17 protein-coding genes are annotated in these 17,436 nt (G+C 34.7%); 13 read left to right on the top strand and 4 right to left on the bottom strand.

Features of this window, described 5'->3' with window-relative positions:
- Nucleotides 1–293: 293 nt before the first annotated feature.
- Together P5683_RS16175 and P5683_RS16170 are read right to left on the bottom strand one after the other, a co-directional pair.
- Entirely contained in the window at nucleotides 294–1,130 is an 837-nt protein-coding gene (locus P5683_RS16175) for a Uma2 family endonuclease (RefSeq protein ID WP_006624075.1), read from the bottom strand.
- A 117-nt stretch (nucleotides 1,131–1,247) separates the two neighbouring features.
- Nucleotides 1,248–2,126, bottom strand: coding sequence for a Uma2 family endonuclease (locus P5683_RS16170; protein WP_046320807.1), 879 nt, complete (start codon nucleotides 2,124–2,126; stop codon nucleotides 1,248–1,250).
- 429 nt (nucleotides 2,127–2,555) lie between these two features.
- Here P5683_RS16170 and P5683_RS16165 point away from each other — a divergent pair, with 429 nt between their 5' ends.
- The 9 genes from P5683_RS16165 to P5683_RS16125 all read left to right on the top strand — a co-directional run bounded on the left by P5683_RS16165 (nucleotide 2,556) and on the right by P5683_RS16125 (nucleotide 12,214).
- Entirely contained in the window at nucleotides 2,556–2,744 is a 189-nt protein-coding gene (locus P5683_RS16165) for a hypothetical protein (protein WP_008053068.1), read from the top strand.
- A gap of 44 nt (nucleotides 2,745–2,788) precedes the next feature.
- A complete protein-coding gene (locus P5683_RS16160) occupies nucleotides 2,789–3,958 on the top strand; it encodes a radical SAM protein (protein ID WP_048895189.1) in 1,170 nt (389 codons plus the stop codon).
- A complete protein-coding gene (locus tag P5683_RS16155; RefSeq protein ID WP_008053070.1) occupies nucleotides 3,939–4,466 on the top strand; it encodes a phosphoglycerate mutase family protein in 528 nt (175 codons plus the stop codon). The genes P5683_RS16160 and P5683_RS16155 overlap by 20 nt, the downstream gene beginning before the upstream one ends.
- Nucleotides 4,463–5,620 (top strand): radical SAM/SPASM domain-containing protein, encoded by a 1,158-nt coding sequence (locus P5683_RS16150; protein WP_008053072.1) that lies wholly within the window; start codon nucleotides 4,463–4,465, stop codon nucleotides 5,618–5,620. Before P5683_RS16155 ends, P5683_RS16150 begins: the two co-directional genes overlap by 4 nt.
- Nucleotides 5,621–5,685: 65 nt before the next feature.
- Nucleotides 5,686–6,942, top strand: a complete 1,257-nt coding sequence (locus P5683_RS16145; protein WP_008053073.1) for a radical SAM protein — start codon at nucleotides 5,686–5,688, stop codon at nucleotides 6,940–6,942.
- A gap of 113 nt (nucleotides 6,943–7,055) precedes the next feature.
- A complete protein-coding gene (locus P5683_RS16140; protein WP_157234455.1) occupies nucleotides 7,056–8,141 on the top strand; it encodes a hypothetical protein in 1,086 nt (361 codons plus the stop codon).
- A 38-nt stretch (nucleotides 8,142–8,179) separates the two neighbouring features.
- Nucleotides 8,180–9,688: a hypothetical protein gene (locus tag P5683_RS16135; RefSeq protein WP_315640679.1), complete on the top strand. Its 1,509-nt coding sequence runs from the start codon at nucleotides 8,180–8,182 to the stop codon at nucleotides 9,686–9,688.
- Nucleotides 9,689–9,698: 10 nt separating this feature from the next.
- The gene (locus tag P5683_RS16130) at nucleotides 9,699–11,384 is read left to right on the top strand and encodes an ABC transporter ATP-binding protein (protein WP_008053076.1); all 1,686 of its coding nucleotides are present in this window, start codon (nucleotides 9,699–9,701) and stop codon (nucleotides 11,382–11,384) included.
- A gap of 2 nt (nucleotides 11,385–11,386) precedes the next feature.
- Nucleotides 11,387–12,214, top strand: a complete 828-nt coding sequence (locus tag P5683_RS16125; protein ID WP_008053077.1) for a hypothetical protein — start codon at nucleotides 11,387–11,389, stop codon at nucleotides 12,212–12,214.
- A gap of 341 nt (nucleotides 12,215–12,555) precedes the next feature.
- On the opposite strand, the gene P5683_RS16120 is transcribed toward P5683_RS16125, so the two are convergent.
- Nucleotides 12,556–13,062: a GUN4 domain-containing protein gene (locus P5683_RS16120; RefSeq protein ID WP_008053081.1), complete on the bottom strand. Its 507-nt coding sequence runs from the start codon at nucleotides 13,060–13,062 to the stop codon at nucleotides 12,556–12,558.
- Between the two features lie 287 nt (nucleotides 13,063–13,349).
- On the opposite strand from P5683_RS16120, the gene P5683_RS16115 reads away from it, so the two are divergent.
- From P5683_RS16115 to P5683_RS16100, 4 genes are read left to right on the top strand one after another with little or no spacing between them, the layout of a single operon-like run.
- Nucleotides 13,350–13,892, top strand: a complete 543-nt coding sequence (locus tag P5683_RS16115) for a 2OG-Fe(II) oxygenase (RefSeq protein ID WP_315640682.1) — start codon at nucleotides 13,350–13,352, stop codon at nucleotides 13,890–13,892.
- Nucleotides 13,893–13,897: 5 nt separating this feature from the next.
- A complete protein-coding gene (locus P5683_RS16110) occupies nucleotides 13,898–14,452 on the top strand; it encodes a 2OG-Fe(II) oxygenase (protein WP_315640683.1) in 555 nt (184 codons plus the stop codon).
- Nucleotides 14,453–14,463: 11 nt separating this feature from the next.
- Nucleotides 14,464–15,687, top strand: coding sequence for a hypothetical protein (locus P5683_RS16105; RefSeq protein WP_315640685.1), 1,224 nt, complete (start codon nucleotides 14,464–14,466; stop codon nucleotides 15,685–15,687).
- Entirely contained in the window at nucleotides 15,677–16,381 is a 705-nt protein-coding gene (locus tag P5683_RS16100) for a class I SAM-dependent methyltransferase (protein WP_048895191.1), read from the top strand. The genes P5683_RS16105 and P5683_RS16100 overlap by 11 nt, the downstream gene beginning before the upstream one ends.
- 125 nt (nucleotides 16,382–16,506) lie before the next feature.
- Here the strand turns inward: P5683_RS16100 and P5683_RS16095 are convergent, their stop codons facing one another.
- Entirely contained in the window at nucleotides 16,507–17,040 is a 534-nt protein-coding gene (locus P5683_RS16095; protein WP_008053086.1) for a hypothetical protein, read from the bottom strand.
- Nucleotides 17,041–17,436: the final 396 nt, after the last annotated feature.

Below are 17,436 nucleotides of genomic sequence, written 5' to 3'. Positions count from 1 at the left end.
GAATCAAGCAAGGGGTTGAAGTCCTCACCGGGTAGTCCCCACGCCCATTTCAGCTCGATTTCATACCCGAAGGTCTCGCACCATACTTGGTATTATACCGTATTGCCGTCAAATGTTAACCTAATTTGAGATTAAATCATGCTCCCAACTTTTGGCTACTATTATCTCATTGGGCGATGGTCATAGTCAATAATTTCTCATAGCCTATTATGGCAGACAGTATAGCATTTGGGTAGGATTTTCGAGAGCGATCGCCCTCCCCAAAATAGGTAGGTGCGATCGCCTCTATTTATTTAAAGTTCTTCGGGGTCAATTCCCTGGGCGCGTAATAACTCAGCTAGTCTTTCCGCCCGTTGGCGTTCAGCTTCGGCTCGTTGGCGTTCCTGCTGTAACTCCACTTCGGCTTGTTCAAAACGCTGTTCAGCTTGTTCCGCCCGCTGGCGTTCAATTCTAGCTCGTTCATCCCCGGTTAATAACAAATTACCCTGGCTATCCCACCAGCGCAGCCAAGGCAATTCTAGGTTGCCATACTGTCCGAGCCAAATGCCTAATTCTACACCCATGGGGTGAATGGGATAGTGACCTCTTTCATTCGCGGCCACTAACTCATAGTGATTTTCCATTAGGTGATAGACTTCTACACTGGCTTTCCGTACCTCATAGATAGCATAGAAAGGGGGGCGGATGATTTGTTCATATACCCAAAATTTACCGGGTTTTTGACGTTCTCCAGAAATTTGATATAAGGGAGTGCGATCGCGTTCTTCTGAACCATCTCCCGACACAAATTCTATGGCAATTAAAGGGGGGATATATTCCTGCCATAATACATAGGAACGTCTCACCCTACCATCAAGAGTTGGGGGAACGTTGGGAACATAAAACCAGTCTGGACATTCCGCCCCCCGTTCTAGGGGTTCTGTTAATCGCCAATAGATACCAGAATCTTGACCTATGGCATATTGCTGGTCTGGGTGTAGACTATCTAGTGTTGATAGAATGGAATCAGTCAATAAGATACTTTGGGGATGCTCCTGAAAGTTTTTCACGAAAGTACCGTCGGAGTCCGGGAGTTGAGTATGATCGGGAAGGGTGGTAATTCCCAGTTCTGATGATGGGGCGATGGTCATGGTAAATAGTTTCTCATCGCAGGTTATGGCAGACAGTATAGCATTTAGATAGGACCTTGGAGAGCGATCGCCTCTAGGCTTTTCTCAGTAGGTGCGATCGCCTCTATTTACAGTTATTTAAAGTTCTTCGGGGTCAATTCCCTGGGCGCGCAAAAACTCCGCTAGTCGTTCAGCCCGTTGGCGTTCAGCTTCGGCCCGTTGGCGTTCCTGCTGTAACTCTAGTTCAGCTTGTTCCGCCCGTTGATGTTCATTTTCTGCCCGCTGACGTTCATTTTCCGCCCGTTGACGTTCATTTTCTGCCCGCTGGCGTTCAATTCTAGCTCGTTCATCCCCGGTTAATAGCAAATTACCCTGGCTATCCCACCAACGCAACCAAGGCAATTCTAGGTTGCCATACTGTCCGAGCCAAATGCCTAATTCTACACCCATGGGGTGAATGGGATAGTGACCTCTTTCATTCGCGGCCACTAACTCATAGTGATTTTCCATTAGGTGATAGACTTCTACACTGGCTTTCCGTACCTCATAGATAGCATAGAAAGGGGGGCGGATGATTTGTTCATATACCCAAAATTTACCGGGTTTTTGACGTTCTCCAGAAATTTGATATAAGGGAGTGCGATCGCGTTCTTCTGAACCATCTCCCGACACAAATTCTATGGCAATTAAAGGGGGGATATATTCCTGCCATAATACATAGGAACGTCTCACCCTACCATCAAGAGTTGGGGGAACGTTGGGAACATAAAACCAGTCTGGACATTCCGCCCCCCGTTCTAGGGGTTCTGTTAATCGCCAATAGATACCAGAATCTTGACCTATGGCATATTGCTGGTCTGGGTGTAGACTATCTAGTGTTGATAGAATGGAATCAGTCAATAAGATACTTTGGGGATGCTCCTGAAAGTTTTTCACGAAAGTACCGTCGGAGTCCGGGAGTTGAGTATGATCGGGAAGGGTGGTAATTCCCAGTTCTGATGATGGGGCGATGGTCATGGTAAATAGTTTCTCATCGCAGGTTATGGCAGACAGTATAGCATTTGGGTAGGATTTTCGAGAGCGATCGCTCTCTATTTTTGACCCTTCCGCACTTCCTTTTAAACCACCAACGGTAGACTATCCAAGCCTTACCTAGTTGAATCGCTCCACTGCTGACACTCCATTACCTCTCAATTCCGCTTGGGAAACATCTTGTCATCTACCATTAGAGGCAAGCATCCTAAATTTTTACATTTCTTAATCAAACTCCCGTCTTTTTCCGTCCTTTTCCGTCCTTTTCCGACTTGCAATACTTTGATAATTGAATCATAATAAGCAGATAGGTACTAGCCTATCAATTACAGTATATTTATAATATTGCTTAAATATTTGATAGGTTATATCATGTAGATTGATTTTGTATCTGTAAAAATACGGTATTTAGCCATGAAAAATAGCAGTCAGAAAATCGGAATTAATGATGTCAGCAATGAATCAAATGCTAATATGAAAGAAAATGAATTCCAAGCGCCAACCCTCGATCAATTTATGGAATTGATTACCGATGAGCAAAAATCAGTAGTATCAAGTCCCTCTGGATATAATGTTTACAACAAATATCATAAGTCATCTTGAATCGCCGAGGTAACTATAAGATTCATAGAAGCACTCAGGAATAATTGGAATTAATCGAAACTAAAATAATTCTCAAATACCTGAATGCTACCAGTTTATCCTCTACAAGCGGTACTGGTAGATTGACTGGTATCGCTTGTAATTTCAATACGCACAACCTCAAAATTATGATCGATCAAAAAATAAAACTGAAGCCATATACTTTGGTAATCCGAACGACTGAGAGATGCAATGTAGGCTGCTACCACTGCTCTATTTCCGCAACTCCAAAAGGTTTAAATCTACCTCTTCAAATAGGATTAGAAGCCATCAGAGATGCTAAAGCTAACGGTCTTAACCGCGTTCACTTTACAGGAGGAGAACCTCTACTTTATAATAATCTAATTGATCTAATAAATCGGACTAAAGAGTTGGGGATGTTTACAGATATAACATCTTCTACTTTCACTAAAACGGGAGAAGATACGCTGCAACTTTTAGATAGTTTACATAAGGCTGGGCTTGAATGTGTCATGCTTTCATTTGATGAGCCTCATGCCCAGAAAGTAACTATTGAGCAGTTTACTCAATTTACAAAGCGATCGCAAGATTTGGGAATGCACGTTTGTGTGTTTGTATGTCAAGGTGGTAACACTTCACTGCAAATGGCAGACCTAAAAAAAGCTCTGATTAAAGAAAACATAGATATTGACAAGATTGAGTGGACAGTTTCTGAATACCAATATGAAGGTAGAGGCGCAGACAATATTCACCTTGCCGAACAAAATGAAGAAGAACACTATTGCCGTTGTCCCTATGTCATGGCAGTTCCCACTCTTAATCCCGATGGACAAGTATTACTTTGTCACATGGCAAGGTTTAAAACTAAAAACTTTGTAGTCGGTCAATATCCCAGTGAATCTTTAGAAACAATACTTGACAGAATGGAAAATACTCCCATTTACAGGTATCTCTCTAAATATGGACCACAACAAAGTTTAAGGAATTTGGGCTTTAAAAAGGAAGAAGTGCCTAATGATATGTGTAGAGCTTGTGAAAAATATCTTACCAAGCTTGAGGAAAGCGAATATCAAAATAAGTTGAATGAATTAATGATCAATGATGATTTAACTGAAATAGAAGTTGATCTCAAAGCAGTATTGCCAATTTATCAAAGATATCTTTTAGAACACGGGGAAAAATTAATAGATGACTATGACTCAAATATGGATTAGACATGGACAATGTATAGCTAATTTACAAGATAAAAATTATTCTTTTTCTAGCGATGAACAAGATGTTCTAACCGAAAAAGGAAAAGCACAAGCTAATATCACTGCATTGTATATTAAGAATGTTTTTGCTCCAAAAACCTGTTTGGTTTCTTCTACTCTAACCCGAGCAAAACAAACCAGTAAAATTATAAATAATATAGTAAATGAAAGTGATAATAACTTGATTGTACACGAAAAGTTGCTAATCGAAAAAACCAATATTGAAAGTTTAGCTGATTGCGCTAAAAGAATTAACATTTTTTTACAAAAATTAAATAAAAATGAAAATTATTTAATTGTAACTCATGGTCATGTTTTACAAGCAATCGCCTCCATTGTTTTAAATTTGAACGCTAGAGTTTCTGAATCCCTGATTTTCAATAATTGTGGTTTAACAATTATTGACAACAATCAAAAACTTATTGCTTTAAATTCCATCTCCCATTTTTCCAAGGATTTATTAACATGAAATCACCATATAAAAACATCAACGAAGTTCATATTGAAATTACTAATATGTGTAACTTAAGTTGCACCTATTGCTATGCTGAGACTTTATTGCCAGACAAGCAAATTAAAAATCTTTTTACCAACGAACTATATCGAGATACCATCACTAAAATGCTACTAGAGAGCAAAAGTGATTTCTTAGACATCGTATTTCATGGAGGTGAACCCTTATTACATACTCCTGAGTGGTTTGAAGAAGCCTGTACTTTTGCCACCAGCAAAGCCAATCAACTAGGCAAAAAAGTATATTTCAGTATGCAAAGTAATCTTACCCTCTTAAAAAATGCTCATGTTGAAAGCTTTAAAAAACACCAAGTAAAAGTAGGAGTTTCCTTAGATGGTGACAAGGAAACCCACAACGCCATGAGAGGAAATTTTGGAGTGACTGTTGCCAATATGAAAAAGTTGCAAGATGCTGGATTGTTTGGTGGAGTCATTGTTGTTATAAGTCACCACAACTGGAACAAAATTCCTTTATTTTTCAAACAAATGGAAGAATTGGGCATTCGGATATTTCACATGAATATTGCTTCTTCTGTAGGCAGAGGAAATTCTATGGAATTGCTGGGAACAGAGAAAACTTTTAGGGCTTTTAAAGATTGTGTTGATTGTATGTTGAAATACAAAGGCGAAATTGTAGATACGCGCATGATTAAAAAATTGCAACAATTCATCAATCCCCCTCAATCAACGGAAGAAACTTTTCAACAACTTCGCTGCGACAATTTATTTTGTCATGCTGGAGTCACCATGATCGCCGTACAAAATGACGGTAATGTTTTCCCTTGTGGTTGTGCTGGATCTAGTGGAAATATGAAAAATTTTAAATTAGATAACTTCAGGGACACAAGAGAAACTAACCCAGTTGATTATTTTGAATTACTCAAAAAATTTCACACCAAAAAAGAAAAATATTATAACGAGTGCGTTCATTGTCCAGCCAAGTTTGTTTGTGAACATGGCTGTCCAGCATTTGACCATACAGATCCCGAAACTCCTGAAAATACTTGTTTAGCAACCAAGCAACTTTATTCTTATCTTCAAACTATTGATCGGAGTTTAATCGTGGAATTAATATCTATCCACGAATCAAAAAGCAGGGCATTAGTATAGCATTTTTTGTCTTACATCCCAGTTGGTCATTATTTCACAGTCAACACAACAGAGGCATTAAAAATATGAATATCATCGTAGTAGATAAATGTACGAACTACTGTAAGTATTGTTTTGCTTCAAATGAAATGGCAAAAAACAATGCTAAAGCAGCTTTAAAGGAAGAAAATATTCCTATATTATTAGATTTTATTAGTAATTCTGGATCGAACTTTGAACTGAATATTATTGGAGGTGAACCATTCCTTTACCTAGAGTTACCTTACCTGCTTGAAAAACTTTTAGAACTGTGTAATGTCAGCAAAATTTGCATTTTCACAGGAGGCATAGTACCCTCAAAATTAATCGCAAAAATTAGTGAATTAGATACTACTCGGATTAATTTTTTATTCAACCTTAATGAAAAAAAAGATTATAAAACCGAAAAAGAGTACAACTTAGTATTGCAAAATTTTGATTTAATTTTGGGCTATGGGTTTAAGGCTACTTTCGGCTACAATATTTACGAGAAAGAATTTAACTATCAAGAAATTTTGCAGGTGTGTCGTGAATATGGTTCAACTTATTTACGTTGGACAATTGCCTTTCCAGAATTAACAAAAAATCCTTATACTCAAACTTTACTACCTGAAGAATACCAATTAGTTTCAAGTCGTGTTGCTGACTTTTTAGAAGAAGCCTATCAAAGTGGAATAGATGCTGCTCTTGATTGCCCTATTCCCAAATGCTTTTTTACCCATGAACAATTAGGTAGAATTGCTCTCACTCAACCATTTACCATCAACTCCATTAAATCCTGTGGTCCGGTTATTGATGTCACCCCTGATTTAGAAGTTTTCCGCTGCTATGCACTGGCTGATTTAAAACGGACTAAATTGACGGATTTCAATAATTTTCAAGAAGTCGTTACTTACTACGAAAAAAATATAGATGAACTTTATGGTGTTCCTCAGACATTTGAATATTGTAGCACTTGTGAATTTGCTCTCAATAAAACTTGTTACGGAGGCTGCATAGCTCATTCTCCTAATTCAGTAGGTAAAAGAATCAGCGAAGAAGACTTATTGAGAGAAATGTTTAGTTACTTCCAAGCCAATGACTTTGGCAAAGCCGAACAATTTTTTGCCGCCAATAAAATTGCTTTGAATAAAAATCCAGTGGCCAATTATTTAATGTCATTTGTTGCCGAAAAAAACAATGACTTGAAACAAGCAAAAACTTTCACCAGACGTAGTATTATGCTTTCTCAATCGTTTAACAACATTGAGAAATATAAAGAACGTCTAAAGAATCTTAATGAACCAGTCAAAAAAGCTGTATGAAATATTTGAGATATCCAGTAAACTTTTACACTAATGATATCAACTCACTGTGTCTTGATATTTGCTCATTTTTAGGTTGCTCAGATTTTTTATTTGACAACTATAGAATCCCCTTGTCCGATTCTTTTTTAATAGCTCCTATTCGTAAATTTATAGTCAATGGTTCTAAAAGCTTTACTTCTGATTTTACTCGGTTTAGAATCAGTGGAAATTTTTTTGATGCTATTAATAAGATAAAAAATATTGACAATTTAGTAGCCAGAGGATATTATTTACCACATACTTATTCACACCCACAGTTACCCACACTAATTATATACAAACAAATGAATGCCTATGGGAATAAGCCTGTAATTATTTCTGAAAATTTAGTTCGCCCTGGAGAATTTATTTTAGTTACTGAAAATGTTGAAGTAATTGCTACTATTTCATTTTATGATGAAGTGAATGATACCCACACAAGTCTTCCCAATGAGTTGATGAGTATTTCTTTTTTTAATAAAGAAAATTACACAATAGATTATTTTTTAGAATCAAGTAATTTTGATAATCAAAAAACTATCAACAACAAAGTCTATTCATATACTGATGTTATACCTCATAGATTTGAGAAATCATTTTTTGAGGAAAGGACTATAGTTCAGCAACTTTTGACAGAGGAGTTCCAGTTCACACAAATATTTCCTGTGCTTAATCAGAAATTACATGAAGAACTTTTGCATGATATTAAACAGTCAACTTTATGGGTAAAACGACATTCTGACAATTTCATTCAAATGTCATTAGATATTCTCGAAATGAGTAAATTATCTGATTGCCCTGCTTCTATCACAAGAATTATTGAGGAGATTAAAAAGCCGGAAACGGTTCAAGCGATATCAAAAATAAGTGATATTTCAGTCAAATATGTCAATGAAATTTATGCTTATAGAATGCAAAACGGTGAATTTTTTGACATCCATGAAGATCATCACATGAATGGCAAACTATTAGTTAGATTTAATTGGCTTTTACAGTTACCTACCAACCGTAAACATGATTTGCGATTTGTCAAGAATGAAACTGTATATTGCTGCCAATCTGTACCTAATAGTGCAACTATTTTTCGTTTAGGTGAACAAACACCCCATGATGTTTCTTTAATCTCTTGGGATGCTGATTGTGACAGAATCAATATAATCTTAACTTTTGGTAATTAACAAATATGCAGAGTCAAAATTTACTTTTACACATTTGGATGAAAAAAATTAGCATGACCATTGTGCTGGTTATTTTTTGTTGGTTGAATCCTTCCTATCACAATCAATCAGTCTTAGCACAAACTCAAGATCAAAATACTCCTAATTTGCCCAAGCAAGAAAACCTAATACAGAAACAAAGTTTAGAAACTCAACAACCAAAAATAAAGGAAAATCCAACTCAACAACCAGAAAAGCCAGAAGTGAAAAAAGAGACAATCGATCTTGGAGTTTCTATTGGTTACAATACGTTTGTTGTAACGGCTCTTGCTCTTTTAATAACTATACTTTCTATTGTTTTGACTATTTCCATATTTATTCTTGGTTACTTGGGTTATTCTAAAATTGACAAAACTACAACAGAAAAATTGAACAAAAAGATGAAGGAAATTGAAGAAATTAAAGAAAAATTTGATGAGGATATTAAAGCAATTAAAGCAAAGTTGGATGAAAAGATAAAAAACTTGGATCAGGATATTGAAGCAATTAAAGCAAACTTGAATGCCGATGAGCAAAAACTAAAAACAAATATTACTGATTTGGATGAAAAGATAAAAAACTTGGATCAGGATATTGAAGCAATTAAAGCAAACTTGAATGCCGATGAGCAAAAACTAAAAACAAATATTACTGATGTTAATGCTAAACTTGGGGAATTAAGTGAAAAAATAAATGGTCAAGTTTCAGAACTTCAAAAAATAGTTTCATCGGAAAGAGATAAAACAGAAAATTTAACAAAAATGATCGATAATATTAGTGATGATTTTAAAAAATATATTCAAGCTGAAGCTATAAAAATGAATGTGCTTACTATGGTCGATCACTACATGAAAATGAAAAATTTTGAACAAGCTTTAAAAGAGATAGAAGATTTTGAAAAAAAATATTTGAACGAAAAAGAATTGTTAAAAAGATGCAAACTTAATAGAGCAACTATTTTATGTAATCAAGAATATGCTTTAAACAATTACGATCTTGCTCTTAAGAATCTTGAAGAATTGTTAGATTGGGCGGAATATAAAATAGAAATTTATAATTTAATAGCTTATTGCTATTCGCAAAAATATTATAATTCGTATTGCCAAGAAACAAATTTAATCAAAAAAGCCAAGAAACAACTAGAACAATTAAAAGAAATTATTGCTGAAAAAAATCAAAGAGAAAATTTTAAATTAAAGATTAATTTAGGTAACTGCGAAATACATTTAGGCGATTTTAAGGCAGCATTACAATATTTTTATGATGCTGATAGTTATCTTGATGGCATTAATTCACAAAATTCCCCTGGAGAATTTTACTTATGGCGAGTTGGCAAATTAATTTGTTATTTGTCTTGTATTGAGCAATATAAATCTGAACTTGATCAAGAGTTCCAAATATTTACTTCTAATATTGATGAGTGGAATGAAGGTTTAAGATACTGCAAAAAAAATTTCCAACATTTAGAGAAATATTTGAACAAACTAGAAGAAGAATTTAATACCTTTAAAAATCAAGTCAATCCCTAAAAAATTAGTAATGCTTATTTCCATTACAATCCCATCGCTTAAATCTCTTTTAGTTATTTTCAGATTTTTTAGATATATCTGGAAACCATTTGTTCTATCTGTACTTTTGCAAGTTTTTGTTTCCTACACCATACTTTACTCCATTGAAGCCTTAAATATTGCGGTGTCACAAGTTGACCCGTCCAGGGATATCAACAAAGCGAGTTGGCTTTACCAAACTTTTGCTGAGGGTGCTGCAAGCAAACAACAGATCATTGTCAATTGTGTGACAGTGGCTTTAGTTATCATCTTTATTGGGATGATTTGTGATGTTGTTATTGCTTGGTCTATTTCTTGGAACTTTGCCTTACTTAATCACAAACTTACTCCGAAAATTATCAACCAGTTAGTCTATTCCCAAACAGCAGAAAAGGTCAAAAAACAGGAATCTACAGTAGTACAACGTTGGCTTACCATCAGGCAAATCTCAGAATTTTTTCACAATGTACTAGCCAACACAGTGGGATCAATATTTACACTGGGAATTTTGCTTTGGGGAACTTACCAAGAAAATACAATGGCAGGTCATTCATTATTATTAATTTTCTTATGCTGGATTATCTTGCTTTTAATATTGAGTCCTAAAGCTTTAGTTGCCTCTAGAAACTATGCTTTGATGGAAGAAACTGTAGGTAGAAATATACGTTCTTCAGTTTCCTTGAGTGATAGTTTAAGACCCAAGGAAGTTTTTCAAAAATTCATCGCCAAAATCTCACCTAATATTACTGAGTATTCCAGCGCAATTTCATTGCAAGGATTTTATGGCTCATTACTTTATGGTGTTCTTTCGGGGATGGCTTCTTTAGCTCCTTTGGTAGTTATTATAGTAGCAATACTCTCAAGCACTAACCATAGTCTTGGCATCTCCACTGCTGCCACATTGTATTTATTTGCTTCTAAAATTACTTCTCCTTTGGCTAATCTAGCAAGAGTAATTCCTATTCTGCAAAATCAGCGTATTGATTTTGTTCGTTTTGAAAGTATTTATCGCAATCAGCTATTTGATCAATCCCTGGAAGGTAAAAAAACAATCACTGATTTTAAATCTGTTCATATTGATAGTTTCAAATATGCTTATGACAGCAGCAAAAAAATTGACTTTAGGCAATTCAGTCTTGAAAAAGGTAAGATTACTTGTATTGCTGGTGACTCAGGGGTAGGCAAAACTACTTTATTGAAAATAATTGCTGGTCGTTTAGATACTAATTTGAATGTTAACATTAATGGTGATATTACTATTGAAGTATCTGAAATAGCTGATGAAATCGCCTATCTACCACAAGAACCAAAACTGGCAGAAATGACAGTCAAAGAAAATCTTGATTTATATACTATTAATGGTAAGGTCACTAACTCTTATTGCCTTGAAGCATATCATAAGATTATTGCCAAGCTTCCTCAAGCAGAAAATACTTTAGTTACAGGAGACGTTATTGGATTAAGCGTTGGACAGCGCCGAGTTTTGTCTGTAATTAATACTCTCTCAATAGATCGACCGATTTTGATTTTAGATGAACCTCTTGCAAATATCGATCAAGATATGGCAGAATTAATCTGGTCAGCTATTAAAGAGGAGAAAAACAAGCGTTTACTTTTAGTAGCTTTACACGAAGCTAAATATAAAAGAGAGTGTGATGTAATTATACAGTTGGATTAACAATGCTAACAAAAGAAATACATAATTTTGGTAACATATATACTCTTTCAGAATGCGAGATTGAAAAATTTGAAACCCTTGAAGAATTGTTTGAGGAGGAAGAAAACTACATTCTTTCTCTCAAAAATGACTATGATTTAGAGATAAGAGAAGATTTGCTAATTCTTTTTGTGCAAATGTATTTACTGCGTTTTGCCATCCCCTATTTTCAGCTAACCCACAATCAATTTCCCGATCGCGCAAATGTAAGTTTCTTGAAAAAGATTCTTTACTTTTGCTTAATTGGCAGATTTATAGACGATTTAGTAGATAGTGATTCTCAGTTATTCAAAACCTATGAATCCATTCTACTGTATCAAAAATACTATCCAAGATTAACTTCTTTACTTTCAAGAGACGATCGGGAGAAATTCGATCGCTATTTATTTGAGAGTACAAGATATAAAAGTCCCTTAATAGAAAATAAAATTAACTTTAGTGATATTAGTAATGATGTTTACTATCGAATTAAATATTTTTTCTGTGCAGCCGAGAATTATAATTCTGTTCATCAGGAAAAGCTTATAAAATATACAGTTATATTACTGGGTGGATTAGACTTGAATGATTTAATTTCTGATGGCTATCGGCAAAAGTCATCCACTGTCATCAGCAATAATGCTTATCATAAATATTATAATGATGAGGGCAAGCTTTTATTAGATCAAGCCTTGTTAAATTACTATCAGTCATTAAGATTAATTATTCAACAAGAAACAAACCAATTAATTCAGTATTGTCAGAAGAAAAATTTATTTTATACAAAAAACATTTTAAAAAGCACTCAATAATATAAATATTTAATGAAGTTAGCGATGAGTTTTAGGCTCTCCCGGATCTATAGTGATAAGCCAGACTTATGTCTATATTTGGCAAGGCTTTAAAGCATTTTCAAGCCTGCCAAGTGTGTAATTTAATACAGTTTTTACCGCTAACCCGGAAGATCCGAGTTTTAAAGACAGTTGGCAGTTCATATTTTTAACTGAATATAATTTTTCCTAATAGACATCTCCAAAAATCAGATATAAAGCCTTGATCTGGCTTTGTGACGGGCAATTATTGGAGATGTCTAATGCTTATAAGGGAGCGTATCTCATGACTATTGGCAATATTATATTCAATATTATAAATCTCAAAAAAGACTAATAAAATCAATGGTAAAATCACCAAAATCAGAGCTAAAACCATGCCCTACTGCATGACCAAACATCATATTTATAACAAGCCAAGAACCACCCCAGAGTTCAGGCAGGTGTCCTTGTGGGGCATTAAGAGAAAAATCAAGATCTGTATTCTCCAGATATCTATTTCCTTTTATCCATCCGATTCGCTGACAAAACTCTTGATACGCCATTTTGAAATTATCAGTATCTTCACTATAACATTCACTCCATTTTATTTTTTGGATGGAAAAGCCAAAATGTTTATTGCTGTTGTTTACCCAAAGATTATCAATTATTTTTAATTGATCTTGAGAAAATTGAGGAAGATAATCAACTATCTCGCACATAAAAGTATTTTTACCTGTAATTTTTTCTAGCTTTGAATGTATTAACTGTCCTGTGTAACGATTAGCTTGTTTCCATTTACCTTGTACTAACAAATCATCTAAAGTACAGAGGTCTGTTTCCTTGAACATAATTAATCTTCTCAGTTTTAGTAATGTAGTGCGGTTACAGCTTTTAATTGTTTTTATGATACCATTATTTCAGGTTGGATGCAAGTTTGGTAATTAATTATCAGCAATTCTCATTATGGAAATTTTGCCCCAGCTTATTGAGAATTATCTCAAGAGCGATTCTTGAAAGCCCCATTCTTTCGTTCAAGATTGGGCATCATCGGGCATTTTGGACAGGATGCGGGTCAAAATGAGAATTGCTGATTAATTATCCTTTGATCAATTCAAGTATAGATTAAGTATAAATTATGAAAAATTTTAAAAACCCATATCCACATATCAAATGCTTAAATTTTTTGACGTTAAGTGAATATCATGCTATGATGGTTAGCGTCAGTAGTTTAGAATGGGAACTCTACGATAAAGGTAGTTACAAATATAAAGTCAGCAGTATTGACTATGAAACTGAATGTTACATTCAGAATCAAGCAATCATTGAAAAATTCATTTCAGAGGATTTTATTTCCCTACTCTCAGAAGCATTGAAGATTAAATTAGAAAAGTGCGTAGACTTCACTTTTCATAAAATGGATATAGGTGATTTTAGCCAAAAACATACCGACAAAAACGAATTTGGTCAATTAGCTAGAATTGTTTACTACTTATCTAAACCAGATGATTATGAAGGAGGGTGTTTAAGACTTTTTGATTTAGATGGACAAACCGTTTATGAAGAATTAAAGATGCCCATGAACTCTTGGTTTGGCTTTCGTTTAACCGACGATTTTTTTCATGAAGTACAAACGATCGGCAAAGGCATCAGATATTGTATTTGTGTAACCTATAGTTAAGAAAAATGCAGCTACTAGAACAACCTTACAAACACTATATCAAAGAAAACTTTTTCTCTCCAGAGCAGTTCCAAATGCTCCGTGAATTTGCCCAACAATCTCCTTGGACATATTACGATCATGTTGATTTTCCTCAATACATCATTCAAAGGAAACTTATTGAAGAGTATTTTCTGAATCAAGAAGCAGATAGGGAAAAATTTAGCTTTCTTTTTCATAGTAATTTTATCCATAGTTTAGAACCTTTATTCAGAATATCTCTAGAAAAATGTGTGGCTATCTCGTTTCACAAACTAATTAAACCTAACTTTAATATCGTTCACAATGATTATAATGAATACGGTGAAAAATTTAGAATAGTTTGCTATCTATCCGATCCGGAAACTTATGAAGGAGGAGAATTAAACTTATATTCAATATTTAATCTGAAATCACCTTTTGCTTCATATAAACTTAATGCCAATACAGCCTTTATTTTTGAAATGAATCAGGAATCTTTTCACTCAGTCAGTGAAGTGATATCTGGTGAGAGAGTTTGCATGGTAATCACTTATCAATAAGGAATCAAACAATGAAAATTCGTTATCCGATCAATCTGATTTCTAATAATGTTGAACAAATTCTTAGTAATGTATCTGGATTACTAAATGCCAGCCAGGTTGTCAAAGTTACTCCGGGAACAAAAATTGATGATGTTTATTTTATTGGCCCTTATAATTTAGTCAAAGACCTATATGCTAAATACTCAGATGAACATAAAAATTCACTGCTAATTTTGATTGATGATAGTGCCAAATCTAGCCGATACGAGCATAATAAAAAACTTATAGCAAACGGTGTTTATCTTCCTTGTGACTATGAAGGAAATTGCCCCTTTTTAATGCTATATAAAAGGGTTGATGTACTAAATGGTAAACCTATTTTAATCAGTGAAAATTACCTAATTCCTGGAGAATTAGTGGTTGTACCGGAAACCTCAGAGCTATTTGCTGTGCTATTTTACAACGATGGAGAAGTTTGTCAAATTCCTGATGATGTTCAGTGGTTTTCCTGGTATTCAGAGCAAGAACAAAATGAACCTGAAGATACATATAGTATTACATACAAAATAAGTTATGAAGATGAGTATGCTAAAAATGGTTTTCAAGATGCTGAAATAATCACTCTAGACCGACCTCTTTTTGATTATGAAGAATCTGAATTGCCCCAACAATTAATGACTGAGAAAAATCCGGTTGTTCATATTGCTCCTATACTTTCTAATCAAGAGGCAAAAGAGCTATTAACCCAGCTAAAATTATGCAACGCTTGGATTAGAAGAACAGGAGAAAACAACATACTATATACTCAAGAAGCTTTTGATATTTGGGAATACTCTAAAAAAGATAATTCGCCCCAAGTGTTTAAAGATTTAATTGCGAAGCTAGAATCTGATACTTTATTAAAAGTGATCAGAAAATTGACAGGGATGAAAGTTAATGAACTTCGTGAAGTGTATGCTTTTCACATGAGGTCAAATGAGTTTATCACTAAACACGCTGATAGTTCTTTGGGCGGACAATTATTAGTTCGTTTTAACTGGCTTTTACAAAGTCCGACAGGTAGAGAGCATGATCTGAGATTTTGGAAAGGTGAAAATACTAACGAGCCAATTACAAGATACAAAGCTGTTCCCAATAGTGCGACTCTTTTCTATCTTGGTGATTCTACTCCTCATGATTTAACCCCACTTCCAGAAGACTGCGATCAAGATCGATATAACCTTGTAATTACATTTGGTGATTATGCAAGCTAAATTTTTAAAATCATTAATGTATGAAGCACAATACAAAGATTATTCGCCGGATTTTGTGATGTATGACACTTTATTAGAGAAGAATATTCCTGTTGTTGAGTTTGGCTCAGGAACGGGAAGAATTACTTTGCATCTTCTTGAACAAGGCTACAGAGTTTTTGGCATAGAAACTGATGAAGATTATCAAGGTTTTTTCCTCAACAAAATTCAAGAAAAAGGATCGAACGACAACTTCTGTTATGTTACAGATATAACAGAAGTTAAGGAGAGATGTAACATTATTTATCCATTTAATGTATTGTTTCATTTGAATTACCAACAAGTTGAGGCAGAATTAAATAAACTCCACAAATTTCGCCATTATTGGAATAAATTAATTATTGAAACTGACAATATTCAATACATTAATAGCGAAAGCTTTAGGTCTAAATTTCATCAAGATCAAGATTATTTATTTAAAGAGGTTCCCAGGCCATCTCAATCAAAAATTATCATATATAATGAAGTGATAGAGAAAAGAAGCTTCAACATTATTCTTAAGTTTGACTATTCGCTGTATTTACATAAAGCAGATGATTTGCATCTCATTTACAATCAGATATTTCCAAGGGCAAAATTTTATGGTGATTTTAATTTACAATTTTATCGTAAAAATTCTCCTAAATTAATTGCGATGTGTATTAATAATCATTAGATTATATCGAAAAAATTGCATCACACTTATGAAGCTTATGAATCTAATTCAATAAGATTCAATAAGCTTGTGAAGGTAATTTAAGATTTTTTAACAATTATTGATTCATACTACTGAGGATAAAGTTACTCTATCCAATTCTCAACTTCTGGTAAGGGTAAATCTAGGGATTCGGCAATTTGTTCCGGTGTTAAACCGAGTTTACTTAGTTTCTCCACCGCCTTAAATTTAGTCTCTTGCAATATCTGTTCAACTATTTCGTCTTCATATATGGTATTTGTGACTGGAGATTCAGGATGGACTTTATCCGGATTTTCTAAATTGGCTGTTTCATAATTGCCACAGAAATTAATATTACTTATTTTGACAGAATTCTTGACAATATGATGTTGATAATTTACAAACCCTAAACGCTCAACTGTAGCGACTAAATTTGATTTATTAACATCTTGATCAAAGACTTTTGATAATAACTGCCATAGTTCGTATCCCTTATCCTTGGCATGACCTGTACTACATCCGTACTGCTTGCCGATCGCACTATACTTATGGCCATTCAGCACTCCCTTTAAAATCGCCAATTGCAGGCTATCCAAGTGTTCCCCAGTTTTTTCAAACACAAACTCATCAATCGAGTTAACCACACTTTGCCACTCCATCCCCTCTCAATTCTCCTTCCGAAACATCTCCTTTTTTATGATTATCCATTATAATCCCTGGCTCAAATCGCCGCCATAAAAGAATAAAGGGGTTGACAAGGGGAGGAGCGATCGCATTAGATGAACCTGTGGTGCTGGCGTGGCTATACTTATGACTAAAAAATCAACAGCAAGAAGTACCACCTGAGACAGTTGAATCCCAATCAGTCAGTGGCGCGATACTCCCAGCCCTAATTTGAGTTGCCATAGCCCAACTCAATCAATAGTTTCCCTAAGTCCCACCGTCTCCAAAAACTGCTGGGGGTGGGGAAGTGCATCCCAAACCCACCAAGAACCGCAATCTGATACATTTACGCGACATTTATCCGGCTATTGCCTGACAATGCGACGATAGCA

Origin of the sequence: Limnospira sp. PMC 1279.21 (genome assembly GCF_032349615.1) — a bacterium.
Classification (GTDB): domain Bacteria; phylum Cyanobacteriota; class Cyanobacteriia; order Cyanobacteriales; family Microcoleaceae; genus Limnospira; species Limnospira fusiformis.
This window is presented reverse-complemented; position numbering and strand designations above follow the sequence as displayed.